The following is a 22,167-nucleotide window of genomic DNA, read 5'->3' as shown; positions in this document are numbered from 1 at the left end:
CAATGGCAACCGCCGCTGAAGACACCCGCCCCGCCACGGGCACCAACAATGTCGGCCGCATCAGCCAGGTGATCGGCGCCGTCGTCGACGTGACGTTCGACGGCGAGCTGCCCGAAATTCTCTCGGCGCTCGAAACCGACAATAACGGCAGCCGCCTCGTTCTCGAGGTTGCGCAGCATCTTGGCGAGAATACCGTTCGCTGCATCGCGATGGACGGCACCGACGGCCTGACCCGCGGCCAGACTGTGACCGACACCGGCGATCAGATTTCGGTTCCTGTCGGACCGAAGACGCTGGGTCGCATCATGAACGTCGTCGGCGAGCCGATCGACGAGCGCGGGCCGATCGGCACCGACCTGAAGGCGCCGATCCACGCCAAGGCGCCCGAGTTCATGGACCAGTCGACCGAAAGCGCGATCCTGGTCACCGGCATCAAGGTCATCGACCTGCTCGCCCCCTATGCGAAGGGCGGCAAGATCGGCCTGTTCGGCGGCGCCGGCGTCGGCAAGACCGTGCTCATTCAGGAACTCATCAACAACATCGCGAAGGGCCATGGCGGCACCTCGGTGTTCGCGGGCGTCGGCGAGCGCACGCGTGAGGGCAACGACCTCTATCACGAGTTCCTCGACGCGGGCGTCATCGCCAAGGACGATGAAGGCAATGCCGTCAGCGAAGGTTCCAAGGTCGCGCTGGTCTATGGCCAGATGAACGAGCCTCCGGGCGCGCGTGCCCGCGTTGCGCTTTCGGGTCTGACCATCGCCGAATATTTCCGCGATCAGGAGGGGCAGGACGTGCTCTTCTTCGTCGACAACATCTTCCGTTTCACCCAGGCGGGTTCGGAAGTGTCGGCGCTGCTCGGCCGCATCCCGTCGGCGGTGGGCTATCAGCCGACGCTGTCGACCGACATGGGCGCGCTGCAGGAACGGATCACCTCGACCAACAAGGGCTCGATCACCTCGGTCCAGGCGATCTACGTTCCCGCCGACGACCTTACCGACCCGGCGCCGGCGACGTCGTTCGCGCACCTCGACGCGACGACCGTGCTCAACCGCGCGATTTCAGAACTCGGCATCTATCCGGCGGTCGATCCGCTCGATTCGACCAGCCGCGTGCTCGAACCGCGCGTCGTCGGTCAGGAGCATTACGAAACCGCGCGTGCGGTCCAGTCGACGCTGCAGAAGTACAAGTCGCTGCAGGACATCATCGCCATTCTCGGCATGGATGAGCTGTCCGAAGAGGACAAGCTGACCGTCAGCCGCGCGCGCAAGATCCAACGCTTCCTGTCGCAGCCCTTCCACGTCGCGGAGGTCTTCACCGGCATCCCCGGCAAGTTCGTCGAGCTGGAAGACACGATCCGCAGCTTCAAGGCGGTCGTGAACGGCGAATACGACCATCTGCCCGAAAGCGCCTTCTACATGGTCGGCGGCATCGACGAAGCGATTGCCAAGGCCGAGAAGATGGCGAACGAAGCGTAACGAACATCCGACCCCTCCCTTTCAAGGGAGGGGTTGGGGTGGGTGCGCTGTTCCAAGGGCAGCGCTCGCCGCGGCAGCGGCGACCGGGCACCCAGCCCGCCCGCCACTCACCCACCCCCTGCCCCTCCCTTGAAAGGGAGGGGGGAGTTGAGAAAAATGCCCCTGCACTTCGAACTCGTGACCCCCGAAAAGCTCGTCCGGTCGGAAGAGGTCTATCAGGTCGTCGTTCCCGGCGCCGAAGGCGATTTCGGCGTGCTGGCGAACCATGCGCCGTTCATGGCAACGGTGCGTGACGGCAATCTGACGGTCTATGCCGAAGAAAAGTCGCAGCCGGAAACGATCGCGATCCGCGGCGGCTTTGCCGAGGTCAACGACAAGGGCCTGACGGTCCTTGCCGAACACGCGGAATGATCAATCGCGCTCCGGCTCGCTGATCTGCAGCAGCCGGTGGCGCGGATCGATGGTCAGGACATAGTCTTTCAGGAAGTCCGATCCGATAATCGTCGTGTCGCTCGACGGCTCCGCATACAGCGCCTTTCTGCTCGTCACGGCCATTTTTCCCACGCGCATCGGCGGATCGAGGTCAACCGCATAGAGCGTGACGGAGCTGTTTGTCCTTGCGGCGCTGCCGATCCTTGTCGGCGTTCCGCGCGCAAACCGCTGTGCGATCTGTTTGGGGATCACCAGACCGCGGCTTGATCCGGTATCGACTTTGGCCGGGAAACAGGCCTTCGCGAAACACACCGGAATCGCGAAGCTCCTGCCGTAGCGCACGACACCTTGTTCGTCGGGGCGCAAAGGCTGGGCCGAGAAACGGATCGTCCGCGCCGGATAGTCGATGATCACCGTCCGGTCGGCGAAGAAATCACGCGCGATTATCCCCATCATCGGCGTGACGCCGGACTTGCGACCCCCGTTGTAGTCGCGCGAGAGCAGCCGGACATCGTGCCGTTCGAGGTTTCCGACCCGAAGACTCCTGGCCGAAACGATGTCGGTCGAGGTAACGCGGACGCCGTCGGAGTTTTCGGCCTGCCCGGTCTTCGGCAGCGACAATTCGGCGGTCAGGGCAACGTCGGCGCGGCCCATGCCGCTGGCGCCGCTATCGAACCCGAACCGATAGGGTCCGTGACCGTCGACATACGCGCTGACGAAGATGTGTCCGTGATCGAGCTCGAACGGAATGCTGTCCCCGCTGCCCGGGTCCGGTTGCCGCGCCGGCGATGCTGAGGACAGAGCCAGCGCCAGCGCAAGCAGCAACGACGAGACGCGCATCGGTATCTCCCATTGTGTATTACGCATATAATACAGAGGCGCGTGTCCGATTCAACGGCGTGGAGGTTTGGTTAGTCAAATATCAAGCCTTACCCGGTAGCTGTCGGCGTGACTGTTTTACCGGGAGAAGTTGGGCTGTGAGCGCATTCGGTCGACGTAGTGGCATGGGAACGGGCGGTGGACGCCCCTCCTTTGGAGTCGCCCGCCCGATGCAGGGCGGCGGCGCTGCTTCCAAGCCCAAGGACGACCAGGGGGGCAGCCAGTTTCCGCCGATCGACGAGGCGAAGTTGCCCGACGAGGCACCCGCCGCCGACCAATCGGGCGCCGAGGCTGTACCGGCAGGTCCCCCCGCCCCCGGCATGGACGCGATGTCGCGCCTCGCCGAACGTCAGGCAGCATCGGGAGAAGCAGGCAACAGCCGGGTCGAAGGCTTCGAAAGCTCGATCCACCGGATCAAGGAACAGGTGCTGCCGCGCCTGCTGGAACGCGTCGACCCCGAAGCCGCCGCGACGCTGACCAAGGACGAGCTGGCGGAGGAATTCCGCCCGATCATCCACGAGGTGCTCGCCGAGCTGAAGCTGACGCTCAACCGGCGCGAACAGTTCGCGCTTGAAAAGGTGCTGGTCGACGAGCTGCTCGGCCTCGGCCCGCTCGAGGAATTGCTGGCCGATGCGGCGGTCAGCGACATCATGGTCAACGGTCCCGAACAGACCTATGTCGAGCGCAAGGGCAAGCTGGAGCTTGCCAATATCCAGTTTCGCGACGAGGAACATCTTTTCCAGATCGCGCAGCGCATCTGCAACTCGGTCGGCCGCCGCGTCGACCAGACCACACCGCTCGCCGACGCCCGGTTGAAGGACGGCAGCCGTGTCAACGTGATCGTGCCCCCGCTGAGTCTGAAGGGCACCGCGATCTCGATCCGTAAATTCTCCGCCAAGCCGATCACGCTCGACATGATGGCGAAGGGCGGATCGATGTCCGAGAAGATGGCGACCGCGCTGAAGATCGCGGGCGCCAGCCGGTTCAATGTCGTCATTTCGGGCGGCACCGGTTCGGGTAAGACGACGATGCTCAACGCACTGTCGAAGATGATCGACCCCGGCGAGCGCGTGCTGACCATCGAGGACGCGGCCGAACTCCGCCTGCAACAGCCGCACTGGCTGCCGCTCGAAACGCGCCCGGCCAACCTCGAAGGGCAAGGCGAGATCACGATCCGCGACCTCGTCAAGAACGCGCTGCGTATGCGCCCTGATCGCATCATCCTCGGCGAAATTCGTGGGTCGGAATGTTTCGACCTGCTCGCCGCGATGAACACCGGCCATGACGGCTCGATGGCGACGCTCCACTCCAACTCCCCGCGCGAATGCCTCGCGCGTATGGAGAACATGGTGATGATGTCGGACATCAAGGTGCCGAAGGAAGCGATCAGCCGCCAGATCGCAGACTCGGTCGACCTCATCATCCAGGTGAAGCGTCTGCGCGACGGTTCGCGCCGCGTCACCAACGTGACCGAGGTGATCGGCATGGAAGGCCCGGTGATCGTCACGCAGGAGCTGTTCAAGTTCGAATATCTCGACGAATCGGCCGATGGAAAGATCATCGGCGAATATCGCTCGATGGGCCTGCGTCCCTATACGCTCGACAAGGCCAAGCAGTTCGGCTTCGACCAGGCATTGCTCGAGGCGTGCCTCTGACGCAGCCCCTGCCCGTTATCCCGAACCACTAAGTAGTCGCGCGCGTTGGAAACCGCCCCGGACATCGCCTAGGCTGCGGTCATGCGTATGACGATTCTTGCGGTTCTCCTGCTGGTGCTTGGCGCCGCACCCGCAATTGCCGCGCCGCCATCGATTCAATTGGCGCACGACGCCGAGGCGCGCTGGGTCTCGTTCGATCTGACACCGGGAAACCAGATCCGCTTTCACATGGAAGTGAACGGAAAGCCCGCGACCGCCATTCTCGACACCGGGGTCAGCGTATCGGTTGCTTCCGCCAAGTTTGCGCGAACCGCGGGGCTGCGCATCAGCGCCAAATCCGAAGCCGATGCGATCGGCGGCAATGTCGCGATCGGCTGGGCGGCACCGCGCGCGATCGAACTCGGCGGGCTGAAGCGCAAGGGCGGCCGCATTGCGGTTGCCGATCTGACGGCAATGGCGACGGGCAGCGCAACGCCGGTCGATATGCTGATCGGCAGCGACATCCTGTCATGCTGCGCGATCGATATCGATTACGATGCCCGGCGATTTCGTATCCTGCCGTCGGGGCGCATGCCCTTTCGCGGCGTCAGCGCGCCGCTGTCGCTGTCGCGCGGCAGCAAGGTCTATGTCAGCGAGCTGACGCTGGGCAGGCAACACATCAAGCCCGTGCTCGTCGATACTGGCGACGGCGCCGCGGTCACGGTGACGCAATCGACCTGGAAGAAATCGGGGCTGAAGCCCAAAGCCGTGACGTCGGCGGTCGCCTATGGCCTCGGCGGGCCGATCGAAACCCGGCTGACGATCCTTCCCGAACTTCATGTCGATGGCCTGACCGCACACAATGTCGAACTGCGCATCGAAGACGATATGGGCTTTTCGACCAAGACGGGCACGCTGGGCCGGATCGGCTCGGCCTTTCTCCAGCGCTACCGCGTCCTCCTCGATCCGCATGCCGGGCACATCGTTTTCCGTCCCGGCAAGAAGGTCGACGAAGTGCCGATACGCTCGACCAGCGGATTGCTCGTCGGGCTCGATCGCGATCGGCTGCGCGTCCTCCATGTGATGAAGAACAGCCCTGCCGCGCATGACGGCTGGCAGGACGGCGACACGATCTGCCGGGTCGATGGCTCGCCGATCGCGGGCAACGGCCTGTCCGCCGACACAAGCTGGTCCGCCGGCCCGCCCGGCGAAGTGGTGAAGCTGGGCATGTGCGACGGCACCAAGCGCGCGCTCACGCTCGCCCAATTCTACTGACGCTTCAGCCGAAAAGCGCTGCCGCCGCGACGATCAGCGCTGCCATCAGCGCAAGCGCCTGAACCGTCGGCCAGGCGATGATCCCGATCCGGTCGAGGTCGTCGCGACGCGCACGACGATGTTCCGCAACCCCTGCGAACACCGCCAGCAAAGCCAGCGCAACAACCGCCATCCACAAGCGTTCGTGCATCAGGGTATTTCCAGTTCCCGATCGATTCGTCACCAGCAGGAAGCCGCCATGGGCCACCGCCTCGCATTGATCGCCATAGGCACCACGCTTGCCGCCGTCACCAGCGTTGCGGTGGGCGCGCCGCAAATTCAGCGCGAGGCGCTTCGCGAGGCGGCCCGAGCGAGCACGCGCACCCCCGCCAATGTCGCGCGCGACCGCTATCGCCACCCGGTCGATACGCTCGCCTTTTTCAATGTCGCGCCGGACGATACGGTGGTCGAAATCTGGCCGGGCGGCGGCTGGTACACCGAAATCCTGGCGCCCTATCTGAAAGACAAGGGCACGCTCTACGAAGCCGCGCCGAATATGGGCGGCCTGAAAGCCGTCAGGGCGATGCAGCAACGCGATCGCGCGACCTATGGCAATATCCGCCTGGCATCCTTTCCCGCAGGCGACACACTGCCCAAGGTCCCCGAAGGTACCGCTGATGTCGTGCTGACGTTTCGCAATGCGCATAACTGGCAACAGGCAGGGCCCGAAGTCGCGCAGAACGCGTTCGACCAGATGTATGCGATGCTCAAACCCGGCGGGACGCTCGGCATCGTCGATCACCGGCTACCCGAAGCAATGCCTTCGGCGCGCGAGGGTGGCAGCGGTTATATGAAGGTCAGCACGATCACCGGCTACGCAAGGAAAGCCGGCTTCAAGCTCGCCGACATGTCGGAAGTGAACGCCAATCCCGCCGACACGCATGATTATGCAAGTGGCGTGTGGACGCTGCCGCCGACCTATACGCTGGGCGATACCGACCGCGACAAATATGCCGCGATCGGTGAAAGCGACCGGATGACGATCCGGTTCAGGAAACCGAAGTGAGCGCGTTCGCGTGACGCGGTTACTTGCTCAGCTTTTCGACCTTGTCCTGAAGCTTGGCAAGTTCGGCGCGCAACGCGGAAATCTCTTCGTCCTTGCTGCCGTTCGGCGCGTCGCCATTACCCTTTTCCGCGGTCGCCGCCCCCGGCTTGAACGCGGAAGTCGCCGCTTCGAACATCGCCATGTTGCGCTTGGCGAGTTCGGCGAAGGGCGAATTGGCGAACGCGCCTTCGACCGCATGCTTGAACTCGGCCTGGTTGCGGCGGAAGCTGTCCATCGACGCTTCGAGATAGCCCGGCACCATCGCCTGCATCGAATCGCCGTAGAGCGCGATCAGCTGGCGCAGGAAACTGACCGGCAGCATCGTCTGCCCGCGGCTTTCCTCTTCCATGATGATCTGCGTCAGGACGTTGTGCGTGATGTCCTCTTCCGATTTGGCGTCGATGACCTTGAAATCGCGCCCCTCGCGCGTCATCGCCGCCAGATGGTCGAGCGTGATGTAGGAAGAGGTTTCGGTATTGTAGAGACGCCGGTTGGCGTACTTCTTGATGATGACGGGACCGTCCCCCGGATTCGTCTTCTTCATGAGGCCCTCGCAAATGTCTGAACGAGCTCTACCATCGTTCAATGACGCACCGCAACACGGACCGCGCCCCCTACCGCTGTTCCTCGACATGCTGCGCAGCGAAACCGCAGCATCGCCGGAACGCCGCGCGGCCGCTTTGCGCGGGCTCGCCGCCTATCAGGCCGCACCCAGAAGCGAAATTCGCACGGAAAAGCATATAGTTGCGCGATCGGGACGTGCGACACTGCGCGACCATGGCGGAACGGGCTGGCCCGTCGTGTTCGTACCGTCGCTCATCAACCCGCCCTTCATACTCGACCTCGCACCCGACAATTCCTTGTTGCAGTGGCTCACAAGCCACACTGCGGTGCGCCCGCTGCTCGTCGACTGGGGCACGCCCGAGCCCGGTGATTCGCATGAGGACATCACCGCGCATGTCGAAGCGCTGCTGCTGCCGATGCTCGAAGCGTTCGATCGGCCGCCGGTGCTGGTCGGCTATTGCCTGGGCGGGACGCTTGCACTCGGCGCCGCATCAGCGCTGCCGGTCGCGGGCGTCGCGCTGATCGCGGCGCCGTGGCGTTTCTCGGCGTTCGGCGCGGCCGCGCTGTCGGAAATCGACGCGCTGTGGCACGCGGCGCAACCGGCTTGCGAGACACTGGGGCTCGTCCCGATGGAGGTGCTGCAATCGGGCTTCTGGCGGCTGGACCCCGCGCGCACGGTCGCCAAGTTCGAACGGTTTGCCGAGCTTGATCCGGACAGCCAAAAGGCGCGCGCCTTCGTTGCGCTGGAGGATTGGGCCAATGCCGGCGCGCCGCTGACCTATGCGGCAGGCCGCCAGATGTTCGACGACTTCTTCGCCGCCGACCTGCCGGGTCAGGCGCGATGGCAGGTGCGCGGCAAGGTGGCGATGCCCAGCCTGATCGACGCGCCGATGGTCGAGTTCGTGTCCACCACCGACCGGATCGTGCCCGCCGCGACCGCGATCGGGCTGCGCGACCAGCGGACGACGAGCGCGGGCCATGTCGGCATGGTCGTCGGCAGCCGCGCACGCGAAGCGCTGTGGCAACCGCTCGCCGACTGGATAACCGCGCTTCCGCTTCCTAAGTAGCGGCCAAGCGAATCATCCGATCCCTTGCCGACAAGGAGCCTTTCATGCCCGATATCGTCATCACCGCCGCCAAGCGCACGCCCGTGGGAAGCTTTCTCGGCGGCCTTGCCACCGTGCCCGCGCACGAACTGGGCAAGACCGCGATCGAAGCGGCGATGGCGCAGTCGAAGATCACCGGCGAGGACGTGAACGAGGTCATCATGGGCCAGGTGCTGACCGCCGCGCAGGGCCAGAACCCGGCGCGCCAGGCGTCCATGGCCGCCGGCGTGCCGAAAGAGGTCCCGGCATGGGGCGTCAATCAGGTCTGCGGATCGGGCCTGCGCGCCGTCGCGCTCGCCTATCAGATGGTCGCGGGCGGCGACGCCGATATCGTCGTGGCCGGCGGTCAGGAATCGATGTCGATGTCCGCGCACGCGCAGACGCTGCGCACCGGCACCAAAATGGGTGATGTCAGCCTGGTCGATACGATGATCAAGGACGGGCTGACCGATGTGTTCAACGGCTATCACATGGGCATCACCGCGGAAAATCTGGCCGAGCAATATCAGCTCACGCGGCAGACGCAGGACGAATTTGCGGTGCGCTCGCAGAACCTCGCCGAAAAGGCGCGCGAAAGCGGTCGCTTCAACGACGAGATCGCTCCCGTCACGGTAAAGGGCCGCAAGGGCGACACGATCGTCGATCAGGACGAATATATCCGCGCGGGCGCCACCGTCGAAGGCGTCGGCGCGCTACGCCCGGCGTTCAAGAAGGACGGAACGGTTACCGCGGGCAATGCCAGCGGAATCAACGACGGAGCCGCAGCGCTGGTCGTGATGTCCGCCGATGAGGCGAAGAGGCGCGGCGCGCCGGTGCTCGCACGGATCAAGAGTTGGGCCTCGGCGGGCGTCGATCCGTCGATCATGGGCATCGGCCCTGTTCCCGCGTCGAAAAAGGCGCTCGAAAAGGCCGGCTGGACCGTCGCCGATCTCGATCTGATCGAAGCCAACGAGGCGTTCGCCGCGCAGGCGCTGGCGGTCGGCAAGGACATGGGCTGGGACGCCGACAAGGTGAACGTCAACGGCGGCGCGATCGCCATCGGTCACCCGATCGGCGCCAGCGGCGCGCGCGTTCTGACCACGCTGCTTTACGAAATGGAAAAGCGCGACGCGAAAAAGGGGCTTGCGACCCTGTGCATCGGCGGCGGCATGGGCATCGCAATGTGCGTCGAGCGCGACTGATCTAGGCAGCAGGCCGGGCATCCCCCGGCCCGCTTCGCATTCCCGCCATGAGCGCGGGCAACGCTTCGCGGAGCGTATCGGCGACCGATAGCTCGGTATCGACCCAGCGCTGGACGATCAGGCCGTCGATCACCCCCAGCAACGTCGAGGCAAGTGGTTGAAGCGGCAGCTTCTCCTTCACCTCGCCGCGCCTCTGTCCCGCGCGCAGCATCGCGGTGATCTGTCCGCGAAACATGTCGAGCATCTGGCCGTAGCGCGCGCCGAACCTGTCGCGCGTTTCGGCCACCCCCGCCACCGACCAGAATTCGAGCGTCAGCGGCACCAACACCGTGTCCGCATCGATCCGGGCCGCAATCTGGAGCAGCAGCGCCGCGACCGCATCGACGGCGTTGGTCGTTTCACTATCGGCACCGCCTTCGGCCATCGCGTCATCGGCAAACCTCTCGAACAGCGCGAAGAACAGCGCCTCCTTGCTCGGAAAATAGAGATAGAGCGTGCCTTTCGCGACGCCTGCCGCCGCCGCGATCTCCTCCATCGTCGCCGCACGATAGCCGCGCGCGGCGAAAACCTCGGTCGCCGCGCGCAGGATCACGCGCCGCCGTTCCGTCCTGTCGATCCGCTTCGGGCTCATGCCGCACCTTTATTATGACTGAGCAGTCAGTCATAATAAAGCCTGTCGCGAGTCGCTGGCAATGGAGGAACATCATGAAGATCGTCATCAGCGGTGCCGGGGTGGCCGGGCCGGCGCTTGCCCATTGGCTGCTTCGCGGCGGCCATCAGGTGACGATCATCGAGCAGGCGGATCATTTCCGCACGGGTGGGTACATCATCGATTTCTGGGGCCTGGGCTATGATCTGGCCGAACGGATGGGCGTTCTCGATACCGTTCGCGACCACGGATATTCGGTTCGCGAAGTCCGTTTCGTGCGCGACGACGGCTCGAAAGCGAGCGGCTTCGGCGTCGATGTGTTCCGGCGAATGACCGGCGGTCGCTATACCAGCCTGCCGCGCGGCGATCTTGCGAACGCGATCTTCGACACCGTGAAGGGTCGCGTCGAAACGCTTTTCGGCGACAGCATAGCTGCGATCGATCAGGACGGGGACGGCGTCGCCCTGCGCCTCGACAGCGGCGCAACGATCGAAGCCGACATGCTGATCGGCGCCGACGGCCTGCATTCGAATGTCCGGCACCTCGTTTTCGGCCGGGAAGACCAGTTCGAACGCGATCTCGGCTACCGCGTGGCCGCCTTCAACGCGCCCGGTTACGAACCGCGCGACCCCGACGTCTATGTCACCCGGTCATGGCCGGGGCGCAGCCTGTCGCGCTTCGCGCTCGCCGACGGATCGACATTGTTCCTGTTCATTCTTGCCGACGAATATCTCGAAGGCGCGCTGCCCGACGAACCGGCCGCGCGCAAGACGGCGCTTCACCGGGTCTTCGGCGGGCTGGGATGGGAAACATCCGCGATCCTGAAGGCGATGGACTCCGCCCCCTCGCTCTATCTCGACAAGGTTAGCCAGATCGTGATGCCGCGCTGGTCAAAGGGCCGCGTCGCTCTGCTCGGCGATGCCGCCGCGTGCGTTTCGCTGCTCGCGGGTGAAGGGACCGGCCTGGCGATGACCGAAGCCTATGTCCTCGCGGGGGAACTGGCGCGCGCGGGTGACGATCACGCAGCCGCCTTCACCGCATATGAGGACAAGCTGCGCGGCTTCATAAACGGCAAGCAAGCCGCCGCGCGCGACTTCGCCTCTTCCTTCGCACCGAAGACGCGGCTGGGCCTCTTCATACGCGATACGGTCGTGAAGATGATGAAATTTCCGTTCGTCGCCGACCGTTTCGTCGGCAACAGCGTCCGCGACGATTTCGTCCTGCCGGATTATCCGCTCGACTGAGATCCGGCGGTCCACCGCCGCTCATACCGCTGCCCCAGCCCGGTCAGCAGCTCATATTGCGACATTCCGCTCGCTGCGGCGGCTGCGGGTAGCGCGAAGTCGATCGCTACCCAGTCACCTTCACGCAGATGCGGAGCGGTATCGAGGCCGATCGCCGTCAAATCCATCGACACGCGGCCGAGAACGGGCAACCGCCTGCCATCGGCGTGTGCGCTGCCGGTGTCGGAAAAGCCCCGAAAATAGCCGTCGGCATAGCCGATATTGAGGATCGCGACCTCCATGTCGCGCGGCGCGGTGAAGGTTGCGTTGTAGCCGATCGTGCCGCCCGCTTTCACGCTGCGGCGCTGGAGAATCTGCGCGTGGGGGGTAACCACCTGCGCAATCCGCCCCTCGAGCGCAGCAACAGGTACGCCGCCATAGAGCGCCAGGCCCGGCCGCGTCAGATCGAACGCATAGCCGGAACCCAACGCGATCCCCGCCGAATTGGCGAGGCTCATCCGCCGCGCGTCGGTCTTGCCGGCAAGCCCCGCGAACGCCGAACGCTGCCGTTCGTTGAGTAAATGCCCGGGATCGTCGGCGCAGGCGAGGTGGCTCATCAGCGTGTCGACCTTCAGCCCGTCGAGCAGACCGCCGGCGACATCTTCCACCGACACGCCCAATCGGTTCATGCCCGTGTCGACCATCACATCGCATTTGCCGACGCCCGCGCTTCGCCAGCGGCGAACCTGTTCTGGCGTATTGAGCGTCGGCCGCAACGACTGCGCGCCGGTCGCTGTTGCCATATCGTCTTCGCGAACGCCGTGGAGAACCGAGATCGATACGCCGATGTCGGTCAGCACCTCTGCCTCGGCCCAGGTGGCGACGAAGAAATCGCGGCATCCGGCCGCGGCCAGCCGCTCGACAACGGCGCGCGCGCCGAGTCCATATCCATCGGCCTTTACCGCGGCACCACAGGCGGCACTGCCGCTCAGCGCAGCCAGCGCTTTCCAGTTGCGAACAAGGGCATCGCCGTCGAGGTCGAGGCGCATCGGAGCGGATACGTTCATCGCCGTCGCGATAGCCGCCCGCCCCTGCCACGTCGAGCCGGTCTCGTCAGGTCGTTCGCGCCTTCGGATCTTCCTTCAGCCAGACGAGCGTCACGACGAAGGCCAGCGCAACCACGCCCATCGTGTACCACAGCCCGGCATAGGGATCGCCCGTCCGCGCGACGATATACTGGCTGATAAAGGGCAGGAACCCGCCGAAATAGCCCGTGCCGATATGATAGGGGATCGACATCGAACTGTAGCGGATACGCGCCGGAAACATCTCGGTCAGGAGTGCCGCGACGGGGCCATAAGTGGCCCCGGCCAGCGCACTCAGCATGATGATGGCCAGCAGAATGATCGCGATGTTCCCCGGCGACGGCACGACCCGGTCGAGCGAATAGCCCGCATCCGTCAGCGCCGCGTCGAGCCCCTCCGAACTCGTGTCCTCCACGGGTACCCCACCCACCGTCACGCTGACGGCGGGCGTGCGGACGGTGGAAAAGGCGATGCCTTTCTTGGACAGCTCGTCGAGCAGGCGGCCGCACGCATCGGACTGCGCACTGGCGAACGGATCGTAGCGGCAGTCGGGGCCGCTGACGACCACCGGTGCCCGCTCGGCAGCGCGCGCGAGATGCGGATTGGCGGAAGACCCGATTACCCAGAATAGCGGGAACAACGCGGCGAGCGTCACCGCATAGCCGATGACGATGGGCGGTTTCCTGCCCACCCGGTCCGACAGCTTGCCGAAAAACACGAACCAGAACAGCCCGAACAGCGCGCCGATACCGGTCATGATCTGCGCGGTGGTGGGATCGACGCGCATCGGCCCAGACAGGAAGGACAGGACGGAAAACATCGCCGTGTACCAGATCACGGTCAGCCCCGCCGCGATGCCGAACAGCGCGACCAGCAGGCGCTTCCAGTTGCCGGGATAGGTGAAGCTTTCCTTGAACGGGTTGGCCGCGGTTTCGCCTTCGGCCTTCATCTTTGCGAAGACCGGGCTTTCCGACAGCTTCATCCGCATCCACAGCGAAACGGCAAGGAGCAGCAGCGAGAAGACGAAAGGAATGCGCCAGCCCCACGCATCCCACATTGCGGTCGGCATCAGCGCCTTGGTGATGAGCACGACCGCAAGGCTCAGTACGAATCCGCCGGCGACGCTCGCCTGAATGAAGCTGGTATGGTGCCCGCGCTTGCCCGGCGGCGCATGTTCGGCGACATAGACTGCGGCGCCGCCATATTCTCCGCCCAGCGCCAGCCCTTGCGCCACCCGGAGCAGAATGATGATGACCGGCGCAGCCAGTCCGATCGCCGCGACCGACGGCACCAGTCCGACCCCCGCCGTCGCGAGGCCCATGATCGTGATGGTGATGAGGAACGTGTATTTGCGCCCCAGCCGGTCGCCAAGATAGCCGAACAGCACCGCGCCCAGCGGGCGGAAGCCGAAGCCGATCGCAAAGCCTGCCCATGCGAGCAGTGTCTGGATGACCTCGTTGCCGCCCGGGAAGAAGGTCTTGCCGATGATTCCCGACGCGGCGAGCGTCCCGTAGATGAAGAAGTCATACCATTCGAACACCGTGCCGAGCGACGATGCGGTGATGACAAGCCGCATGTCCTTTGCACTGGGTTCGCCCGCCCCGGCAGTCGCCATTACATTCCCCCTTATTTTCATCGCAGCATGACGCGAGCAGCGCCGCGCATCAATAGATACGGTTGTAATGGCGCGGCAGGAATCGCATCTGGAACGGCATGAATATCGTCGAACAGGTGGGCACAGCGCTGCTGATGGCGCTCGGGATGTTCTGGAAGACCGGTTGGACGCTGGTGCTCGGCTTCGCCATCTCCGCCGTGCTGCAAACCATCGTGCCGGCCGATGCGATGCGCGAAAAGCTCGGTCGCCACGGCGCGAAGCAGGTGGCGCTGGCGACCATCCTCGGCGCGGCGAGTTCGTCCTGCTCGTTTGCCGCCGCTTCGGTGTCGCGCACTTTGTTCAAGAAGGGCGCGTCGCTCGTCACCAGCCTGACCTTCCTGTTTGCAGCGACCAACCTCGTCATCGAACTCGGCGTGATCCTCTATCTGCTGATGGGCTGGGAGTTCATGGCGGCCGAATGGCTGGGCGGCATCGCGCTGATCGGGGCGATGAGCCTGATCGTGACGCTGACCTATCCGAAAAAGCTGGCCGAGGAGGCACGCAACCATCCCGAACCGGGCGGCGGCGGCCATGACCATGGCGCAGCGCATGACGAGGGCGGCAGCTGGATCGACAAGCTGAAACGCCCCGAAACACGCGGGCGCATTGCGCAGGCCTTCACGATGGAATGGGGCATGTTGTGGAAGGACCTCGCCATCGGGTTCCTGATCGGCGGGTTCGTTTCTGTCTTCGTGCCGACCGAATTCTGGCAGTCGCTGTTCCTCGTCAACGCGCCCGAATGGGTACGCGTCCCCTTCAACGCCGCGATCGGCCCGATCATCGCGATGCTGACCTTCGTCTGCTCGATCGGCAATGTCCCGGTCGCCGCGGTGTTGTGGGGCGGCGGCGCGACCTTCGGCGGGGTGATCGCGTTCCTGTATGGCGACCTGATCGTGCTGCCGCTGATCGACGTCTATCGCCGCTATTACGGGTGGAGGATGGCGCTCTATATCGCGCTCGTCCTGTTCGCATCGATGGTGATCGCCGCGATCGGGGTCGACCTCGCCTTTTCCTGGGCCGGCCTCGTGCCGCAGGCAGGCACCGATATCCGCGAGGAACTGACGACCTTCGCAATCGACTATACCTTCTGGCTCAACCTGGTGTTCGGCGCGATCGGACTGTGGCTGTGGCGACTAAGCCGCAAGGCGCCCGAACCGAAAAAGGCGCATTGCTGCCACTAGGCGAGCGTCATAGCCGCCGCGTCAGTCGCGACCGGCGAAATAGGCCTTTACATCGTCGCCTTTGCGCTCGCGCCGGGCGCTGGTGAAGTCGACGGCGCAGTGGTCCGCCAGTCCCTTTTCAAGCGCGGTCATGGCATCGGCGATTGCACCGACCTGCTGCGGGGGATAGCCGGGGCCCATCCAGACCACGCCGAGATCGACGACCGCGCCGCCGTCGCTGTTCGGGAAGACAAAGGCCTGCACCTGCGGCCCACCATCGGGGAGCCACATTTCCACCACATCGCCCAGCGCCTTCGCATCGACGCCATAGATTCTGGCGTATCGCTTGCCGACATAGCGTTGCCCGGTTTCGACGGATTGTCCGCCCTGTCCTTTGAAGACCCGGGCGATGCAATCGGTGGTGGGACGCGCGCTGCTCCGGGTGATCGCGCCCAGCTCGTGCATCTCCTGACATCCGCCGAGCAGCATCGCCACAGGCAGCAGCCAGGCCGCCCGCCTAGTCGAGATTGGGGCGGAGCCAGCGCTTCGCCTTTTCCAGATCGACCCCGCGACGCTTTGCATAGTCGGCAACCTGATCCTCCCCGATCCTTGCGACACCGAAATAAGATGCCTCGGGATGGCCGAAATAGAAACCCGAAACCGCCGCCGTGGGCAGCATCGCGAAGCTTTCAGTGAGCGTGATGCCGGTATGTTCCGTGGCATTGAGCATCTCGAACAGCATCGGCTTTTCGCTGTGGTCGGGGCACGCCGGATAGCCCGGCGCCGGGCGGATGCCGCGATATTCCTCCTTGATCAGCGCTTCGTTGGTGAGCTGCTCACCCTCGGCATAGCCCCACAGGTCCTTGCGGACATGCTGGTGCATCCGCTCGGCGAACGCTTCGGCCAGCCGGTCGGCAAGCGCCTTCAACAGGATGTCGGAATAATCGTCATGCGCCTGTTTGAAGCGCTTCGAATGTTCCTCGATCCCGTGGCCCGCGGTGACGGCGAAGCCGCCGATCCAGTCCGATTCCTCGGTGATGAAATCGGCGAGGCACATATTGTGCCGGCCCTCGCGCTTGTTGATCTGCTGGCGAAGGAACGGCATCCGCACGCTCGCCTCGTTGGTGCGGTCGAGATCGGGAATGTCATTCTCATGATCGCGGAAGGTAGCACCGTCCTTGCTGACCTTATCCTGCACATGATGATGGTGGATCACCACATCGTCACCATCGCGGTGGCACGGCCATAGCGCGGCAACGCCCTTCGCGGTCAGCCACTTCTCCTCGATGATCCTGTCGAGCATTGTCTGCGCATCGTTGAACAGGTTGGTCGCGCTTTCGCCGACCACCTCGTCCTCGAGGATCGCCGGATAGGTGCCCGCCAGTTCCCATGAGCGGAAGAAGGGCGTCCAGTCGATATAGTCGCGGAGGTCATTGAGGTCCCAGTCGCTATAGACGTGAAGCCCCGGCTTTTTCGGTGCGGGCGCCTTGAGGTCGGGATCGATCCTGAAGCCGTTTTCGCGCGCTTCCTGAATCGAGATCAGCTTCGACTGGCCCTTGTTCGCGCGCGCCTCGCGAACAGCCTCATATTCGTCGGCGATCTTCTTCACATAAGGGTCGCGCTGGCTGTCGCTGACCAGGTTGGTCGCGACGCCGACCGCGCGGCTGGCGTCGAGGACGTGGATCGTCGGGCCGGAATAAGCCGGCGCGATCTTGAGCGCGGTGTGGACCTTGGACGTGGTGGCACCGCCGATCAGCAGCGGCATCGTCATCTCGGCGTCCTGCATCTCCTCGGCCACCGTCACCATTTCGTCGAGCGAGGGGGTGATGAGCCCGGACAATCCAATCATGTCGGCATCCTCTTGCCGGGCGGTTTCGAGGATCTTCGACCACGGTACCATCACGCCGAGATCGATCACTTCGAACCCGTTACATTGCAGCACGACGCCGACGATGTTCTTGCCGATATCGTGGACGTCGCCCTTCACCGTGGCGAGGACGATCTTGCCCTTGCCGCGCGAATTCTCGTCCTTTTCCGCCTCGATATAGGGGAAGAGGTGGGCGACGGCCTTTTTCATTACGCGCGCGGACTTCACGACCTGCGGCAGGAACATCTTGCCCGAACCGAACAGGTCGCCGACGACGTTCATGCCGTCCATCAGTGGCCCCTCGATCACTTCGATCGGGCGGCCGCCGCGATCCGCGACCTTGACGCGAAGCTCCTCGGTATCGTCGATGACATGCGCGTCGATGCCCTTGACCAGCGCATGTTCGAGCCGCTTCTCGACCTCCCAGCCGCGCCATTCGGCGGCCTTCTTTTCCGCCACCGGATCGCTGTCGCGATAGCTTTCGGCGAGCTCGACCAGCCTTTCGCCTGCTTCCGGATCGCGGTTGAGGATGACGTCCTCGACCGCGTCGCGCAGCTTGGCGTCGATATCGTCATAGATGTCGAGCTGGCCGGCATTGACGATCGCCATGTCGAGCCCGGCGGGGATCGCGTGATAGAGGAACACCGAGTGCATCGCGCGGCGCACCGGCTCGTTGCCGCGAAAGCTGAACGAGAGGTTCGACAGCCCGCCCGAGAAATGGACGTGCGGGCAGCTTTTCTTGATCCGCTTCACCGCCTCGATGAAGTCGACCGCGTAATTGTTATGCTCCTCGATACCCGTCGCGACGGCGAAGATATTGGGATCGAAGATGATATCCTCGGGCGGAAAGCCGATGCCGGTGAGCAGCTTGTAGGCGCGCTCGCAAATCTCGACCTTGCGTTCCTCGGTATCGGCCTGGCCTTTCTCGTCGAACGCCATGACGACGACGGCGGCGCCATAGGTCATGCATTTGCGGGCGCTTTCAAGGAACGGTTCCTCGCCTTCCTTCATGCTGATCGAATTGACGATCGGCTTGCCCGACACGCATTTGAGGCCCGCCTCGATCACTTCCCATTTCGAGCTGTCGACCATGATCGGCACGCGCGCGATATCGGGTTCGGCGGCGATCAGCTTGAGGAAGGTCTCCATCGCTTGCTTGGAGTCGAGCAGCCCTTCGTCCATGTTGACGTCGATCACCTGAGCGCCGTTTTCGACCTGCTGGCGCGCGACCTCGATCGCACTGGTATAGTCGCCGTTCATGATGAGCTTCTTGAAGCGCGCCGAGCCGGTGACGTTGGTGCGCTCGCCGATATTCACGAAGTTCGAGGAAGATTGGGTCATTTTGCTCCTTCTCCCCTCCCGCGTGCGGGAGGGGTCGGGGGAGGGAAAGAAAACGCTTACGGGCGGCGTAAGGAAGGACAGCCCCTCCCCTAACCCCTCCCGCACGCGGGAGGAGGACTAGGCCGCCATGGTCATCGGTTCGAGGCCCGCGAGGCGCGTCACGACCGGCGGCTCGGGAAGCTTGCGCGGGTCGATGCCCTGCACCGCCTCGGCCATCGCCTTGATATGCGCAGGCGTCGAACCGCAGCAGCCGCCGAGCACGTTGACCTGTCCATTCTTTGCCCATTCGGCGACGAGCTTCGCGGTGGTTTCCGGCGCCTCGTCATATTCACCCAGTTCATTGGGCAGGCCCGCATTGGGATAGACCATGATCAGCGTGTCGGCGATCGCACTCAGCGCCTTTACATGCGGCTTGAGCTGCTCGGCGCCGAACGAGCAGTTGAGGCCGATGGTAAGCGGTTTCGCATGGCGCACCGCGTGCCAGAACGCCTCGACCGTATGGCCCGACAGGTTACGGCCCGACAGGTCGGTCAGCGTCATCGAAAGCTGGATCGGCAAATCGCGGCCAAGCGCCTCGCCCGCCTCGAGCGCGGCCATCACGCCCGCCTTGGCATTGAGCGTGTCGAACACGGTCTCGATCAGGATGAAATCGGCACCGCCTTCGACCAGCGCATCGACCTGTTCGCGATAAACACCCTTCAGATAGTCGAAATCGATCTCGCGAAAGCCGGGATCGTTGACGTCGGGGCTGAGCGACAATGTCTTGTTGGTCGGCCCGATCGCGCCCGCGACGAAGCGGGGGCGACCGTCCTTCTTCTCGAATTCGTCGGCGACCTCTCGCGCGATACGGGCGGAAGCGATGTTGAGCTCGCGCACCTTGTCCTCGGCACCGTAATCGGCCTGGCTGATGCGGTTCGCCGAAAAAGTATTGGTTTCGACGATGTCCGACCCCGCCTCGAAATAGGAGCGGGTGATCGCCTCGATCACGTCGGGCTTCGACAGCGCAAGGATGTCGTTATTGCCCTTCTGGTCGTGCGACAGGCCAAGGTCGCCGGCGTAATCGGCCTCGGACAATTTCCAGTTCTGGATTTCGGTCCCGAATGCGCCATCCGAGATCAGGATGCGCTTTTCGGCCTCTGCGAGCAGTTTTTCGCGTGGCGTTGTCATGATTGTCTTCCCTCTCCTCCCACATCCGGGGGGAGGATATTGATGATTACGCCGCCTGCTTCCTGGCCGCGCCATTCGCGCGCAGCCCGAGCAGGTGGCAGATCGCGAAGCTCAGCTCCGCGCGGTTGAGCGTGTAGAAATGGAAGTGACGCACGCCGCCCGCGTACAGCTTGCGGCACATCTCCGCCGCGAGCGTTGCGGCGACCAGCTTGCGCGCATCGGGATGGTCGTCGAGCCCTTCGAAAAGGCGGTCCATCCACGCCGGAATTTCCGCGCCGCAGATGCCCGCGAATTTGCGCGTTTGCGCGACGTTCGACACCGGCAGGATTCCCGGCACGATCTCTTCGTCGATACCAGCCGCGGCCGCCGCGTCGCGAAACTTGAAAAATGCTTCGGGCGAAAAGAAGAACTGCGTGATCGCGCGCGTCGCGCCCGCATCGAACTTGCGCTTCAGATTGTCGAGATCGGCGGCGACATCGACCGAGTCCGGATGGCATTCGGGATAGGCCGCGACCGAGATTTCGAACGGGTGCAGCTTCTTCAGCCCAGCCGTCAGCTCGGCGGCGTTGGCATAGCCGTCGGGATGTGCCTTGAATTTCTGCCCCTGCTCGGGAGGATCGCCGCGCAGCGCCACGATGTGGCGGATGCCGGCCGCCCAATATTCCTCCGCCACCGCATCGATCTCGTCGCGCGACGCCTCGACGCAGGTCAGGTGGGCAGCGGCGTTGAGCGGCGTTTCGCGCTGAATCCGCGCCACCGTCTGATGCGTGCGCTCGCGTGTCGACCCGCCTGCACCATAAGTCACCGACACGAAGCGCGGGCCGAGCGGCGCCAGCGTCTCGACCGACTGCCACAGCGTCTCGGCCATCTTCTCCGATTTGGGCGGGAAGAATTCGAACGATACCTCCGCATCGCCGGCAAGATCCGCAAATAGCGGTTCGTCGAGCGCACGACGCGCTTCTTCGAGTTGATCGACGGACAGGGTCATGCCGCTTTCCTTTTGATTCCCGGCTCGCCGGCCTTGCGCGCGAGCCATAATTTCACCGTCAGTTCGCCGCCGCCCAGCATTTCGGTCCTGACCGGCGAGAGATTCGCCGCCTTGAACCAGCCGAGCATCTGCTCGTCCGAAAAACCCAGCCGCGCATGCGCATCGCTGGTGCGAAGTTCCTCGCGATCGTGCGGGGCGAAATCGACGATCACCAGCCTCCCGCCTGCGCCCAGCACGCGCGCCGCCTCGCCGATCGCCATTTCGGGCTGCTGTGCGAAATGCAGAACGTGGTGAAAGATCACCGCATCGGCAGTTTCGCCGAGGATCGGCAACGCATAGAAATCGGCTTGGCGAAGCTCGGCATGCGTCAGCCCCTGTTCGGACAGCTTGGCGCGCGCGAGCCGCAACATCTCCGACGACCGGTCGATACCGATCGCGCTTTCGGCCTGCGGGGCGAACAGTTCGAGCATGCGGCCGGTGCCGGTGCCGATGTCGACGAGCCGGCCGATCGGCGCGTCGCCGATCGCCTCCTGCATCGCCGCCTCGATCTCGCTTTCGGCGACATGGAGCGAACGAATAGCGTCCCATTCGCCGGCATGCGCCTCGAACCACTGCGCCGCGGCGCTGGTCCGGTCCTGACGTACCGCGTCGAGCCGTTCGGCATCGGCAAGCGCTTCCGCATCGGCATTGCCCTCCCCCCAGCGATCGAGCGCAAGGAGCAGCGGTTCGACACGTTCGGGCTGGCCAAGCGCCACGAACACCCAGCTTCCTTCCTTGCGGCGCTCGACGAGCCGCGCGTCGGCAAGAATCTTCACATGTCGCGATACACGCGGCTGGCTCTGGTCCAGCACCTGGGCAAGCTCGCCCACCGACAGTTCCATGCGCCGCAGGAGCGCAAGAATCCGCAACCGCGTCGAATCGGCGAGCGCGCGGAAGATGTCGAGAGCTTCAGCCATGCAGCATCATATAAAGATATCTTTATATGTGGTCAACGCGCTGCGGCGCCCGATTGCTTGCAGCGCCATGGAACCATGGCTAGCGTCCGCAGTTGGGAGCCAACTGGCAATAATCGAAAGGGAGCCTGATGAAAAAAGCCATTCTGGTATCGATGACCGCGGCGGCCGCACTTGGCCTTGCCGCCTGTTCCGACCATGCGCAGAACGAAAGCGCCGAAGCCGCCAATGCGATGGCAGCAGATACGAGCGCCACGATGAGCAACGCCGTCGGCGATCTCGACGCCGCCAGCGACCAGGCGTTCGGCGCGGCCGAAAACGCTGCCGATCAGGCCGGCGACGCGATCGAGAACGGCGCCGATACGGCGAAGACGCAGACCGGTCAGGCTCTTGAAAATGCCGGCGAGGACATGCAGCACTAAGCTGTGCAGCCTTGCATTTCCGGGCGGT

General features: G+C 64.2%; 21 protein-coding genes. 10 read left to right on the top strand and 11 right to left on the bottom strand.

Features of this window, described 5'->3' with window-relative positions:
• The first annotated feature begins 2 nt into the window (after window positions 1–2).
• Entirely contained in the window at window positions 3–1,475 is a 1,473-nt protein-coding gene (atpD, locus tag J7S20_RS12965) for a F0F1 ATP synthase subunit beta (protein ID WP_284054669.1), read from the top strand.
• A 156-nt stretch (window positions 1,476–1,631) separates the two neighbouring features.
• Complete coding sequence (locus J7S20_RS12960) at window positions 1,632–1,886, top strand: ATP synthase F1 subunit epsilon (RefSeq protein WP_284054668.1); 255 nt, start codon at window positions 1,632–1,634, stop codon at window positions 1,884–1,886.
• On the opposite strand, the gene J7S20_RS12955 is transcribed toward J7S20_RS12960, so the two are convergent.
• Complete coding sequence (locus J7S20_RS12955) at window positions 1,887–2,774, bottom strand: aspartyl protease family protein (protein ID WP_284054667.1); 888 nt, start codon at window positions 2,772–2,774, stop codon at window positions 1,887–1,889.
• A gap of 137 nt (window positions 2,775–2,911) precedes the next feature.
• Here J7S20_RS12955 and J7S20_RS12950 point away from each other — a divergent pair, with 137 nt between their 5' ends.
• Both J7S20_RS12950 and J7S20_RS12945 read left to right on the top strand, forming a co-directional pair.
• Window positions 2,912–4,441: a TadA family conjugal transfer-associated ATPase gene (locus tag J7S20_RS12950; protein WP_284055082.1), complete on the top strand. Its 1,530-nt coding sequence runs from the start codon at window positions 2,912–2,914 to the stop codon at window positions 4,439–4,441.
• 81 nt (window positions 4,442–4,522) lie between these two features.
• On the top strand, window positions 4,523–5,695 hold the full coding sequence (locus tag J7S20_RS12945; RefSeq protein WP_284054666.1) for an aspartyl protease family protein: 1,173 nt from the start codon (window positions 4,523–4,525) through the stop codon (window positions 5,693–5,695).
• A 4-nt stretch (window positions 5,696–5,699) separates the two neighbouring features.
• On the opposite strand, the gene J7S20_RS12940 is transcribed toward J7S20_RS12945, so the two are convergent.
• Window positions 5,700–5,885, bottom strand: a complete 186-nt coding sequence (locus tag J7S20_RS12940; protein WP_284054665.1) for a hypothetical protein — start codon at window positions 5,883–5,885, stop codon at window positions 5,700–5,702.
• 48 nt (window positions 5,886–5,933) lie between these two features.
• On the opposite strand from J7S20_RS12940, the gene J7S20_RS12935 reads away from it, so the two are divergent.
• Window positions 5,934–6,740 (top strand): class I SAM-dependent methyltransferase, encoded by an 807-nt coding sequence (locus tag J7S20_RS12935; protein ID WP_284054664.1) that lies wholly within the window; start codon window positions 5,934–5,936, stop codon window positions 6,738–6,740.
• A gap of 19 nt (window positions 6,741–6,759) precedes the next feature.
• Here J7S20_RS12935 and phaR read toward each other — a convergent pair whose 3' ends face one another.
• Entirely contained in the window at window positions 6,760–7,323 is a 564-nt protein-coding gene (phaR, locus tag J7S20_RS12930; RefSeq protein ID WP_284054663.1) for a polyhydroxyalkanoate synthesis repressor PhaR, read from the bottom strand.
• Between the two features lie 13 nt (window positions 7,324–7,336).
• Between phaR and J7S20_RS12925 the strand changes: the two genes are divergently transcribed.
• A complete protein-coding gene (locus J7S20_RS12925; RefSeq protein ID WP_284054662.1) occupies window positions 7,337–8,410 on the top strand; it encodes an alpha/beta fold hydrolase in 1,074 nt (357 codons plus the stop codon).
• A gap of 44 nt (window positions 8,411–8,454) precedes the next feature.
• Window positions 8,455–9,630, top strand: a complete 1,176-nt coding sequence (locus J7S20_RS12920) for an acetyl-CoA C-acetyltransferase (RefSeq protein ID WP_284054661.1) — start codon at window positions 8,455–8,457, stop codon at window positions 9,628–9,630.
• A gap of 1 nt (window position 9,631) precedes the next feature.
• Here J7S20_RS12920 and J7S20_RS12915 read toward each other — a convergent pair whose 3' ends face one another.
• Window positions 9,632–10,261 (bottom strand): TetR/AcrR family transcriptional regulator, encoded by a 630-nt coding sequence (locus J7S20_RS12915; protein WP_284054660.1) that lies wholly within the window; start codon window positions 10,259–10,261, stop codon window positions 9,632–9,634.
• Between the two features lie 74 nt (window positions 10,262–10,335).
• Here J7S20_RS12915 and J7S20_RS12910 point away from each other — a divergent pair, with 74 nt between their 5' ends.
• Window positions 10,336–11,523, top strand: coding sequence for an FAD-binding domain (locus J7S20_RS12910; RefSeq protein WP_284054659.1), 1,188 nt, complete (start codon window positions 10,336–10,338; stop codon window positions 11,521–11,523).
• Here J7S20_RS12910 and alr read toward each other — a convergent pair.
• Both alr and J7S20_RS12900 read right to left on the bottom strand, forming a co-directional pair.
• Entirely contained in the window at window positions 11,508–12,569 is a 1,062-nt protein-coding gene (gene alr / locus J7S20_RS12905; protein ID WP_284054658.1) for an alanine racemase, read from the bottom strand. The genes J7S20_RS12910 and alr overlap by 16 nt on opposite strands.
• A 46-nt stretch (window positions 12,570–12,615) precedes the next feature.
• Window positions 12,616–14,202: an MFS transporter gene (locus J7S20_RS12900; RefSeq protein ID WP_284054657.1), complete on the bottom strand. Its 1,587-nt coding sequence runs from the start codon at window positions 14,200–14,202 to the stop codon at window positions 12,616–12,618.
• Window positions 14,203–14,300: 98 nt separating this feature from the next.
• Here J7S20_RS12900 and J7S20_RS12895 point away from each other — a divergent pair, with 98 nt between their 5' ends.
• Window positions 14,301–15,422 (top strand): permease, encoded by a 1,122-nt coding sequence (locus tag J7S20_RS12895; RefSeq protein WP_284054656.1) that lies wholly within the window; start codon window positions 14,301–14,303, stop codon window positions 15,420–15,422.
• A 21-nt stretch (window positions 15,423–15,443) separates the two neighbouring features.
• Here J7S20_RS12895 and J7S20_RS12890 read toward each other — a convergent pair whose 3' ends face one another.
• The 5 genes from J7S20_RS12890 to J7S20_RS12870 form a co-directional block, all read right to left on the bottom strand.
• Window positions 15,444–15,890, bottom strand: a complete 447-nt coding sequence (locus J7S20_RS12890; protein WP_284054655.1) for a hypothetical protein — start codon at window positions 15,888–15,890, stop codon at window positions 15,444–15,446.
• 28 nt (window positions 15,891–15,918) lie between these two features.
• Window positions 15,919–18,609, bottom strand: coding sequence for a methionine synthase (gene metH / locus J7S20_RS12885; protein WP_284054654.1), 2,691 nt, complete (start codon window positions 18,607–18,609; stop codon window positions 15,919–15,921).
• 117 nt (window positions 18,610–18,726) lie between these two features.
• Entirely contained in the window at window positions 18,727–19,776 is a 1,050-nt protein-coding gene (locus J7S20_RS12880) for a homocysteine S-methyltransferase family protein (RefSeq protein WP_284054653.1), read from the bottom strand.
• Window positions 19,777–19,822: 46 nt separating this feature from the next.
• A complete protein-coding gene (gene metF, locus J7S20_RS12875) occupies window positions 19,823–20,764 on the bottom strand; it encodes a methylenetetrahydrofolate reductase [NAD(P)H] (protein ID WP_284054652.1) in 942 nt (313 codons plus the stop codon).
• The gene (locus J7S20_RS12870) at window positions 20,761–21,720 is read right to left on the bottom strand and encodes an ArsR/SmtB family transcription factor (protein ID WP_284054651.1); all 960 of its coding nucleotides are present in this window, start codon (window positions 21,718–21,720) and stop codon (window positions 20,761–20,763) included. The genes metF and J7S20_RS12870 overlap by 4 nt, the downstream gene beginning before the upstream one ends.
• 128 nt (window positions 21,721–21,848) lie before the next feature.
• Here J7S20_RS12870 and J7S20_RS12865 point away from each other — a divergent pair, with 128 nt between their 5' ends.
• Complete coding sequence (locus tag J7S20_RS12865) at window positions 21,849–22,139, top strand: hypothetical protein (RefSeq protein WP_284054650.1); 291 nt, start codon at window positions 21,849–21,851, stop codon at window positions 22,137–22,139.
• Window positions 22,140–22,167 lie beyond the last annotated feature (28 nt).

This window comes from Stakelama marina (genome assembly GCF_018122655.1).
Taxonomy (GTDB): Bacteria; Pseudomonadota; Alphaproteobacteria; order Sphingomonadales; family Sphingomonadaceae; genus Sphingomonas; species Sphingomonas marina.
This window is presented reverse-complemented; position numbering and strand designations above follow the sequence as displayed.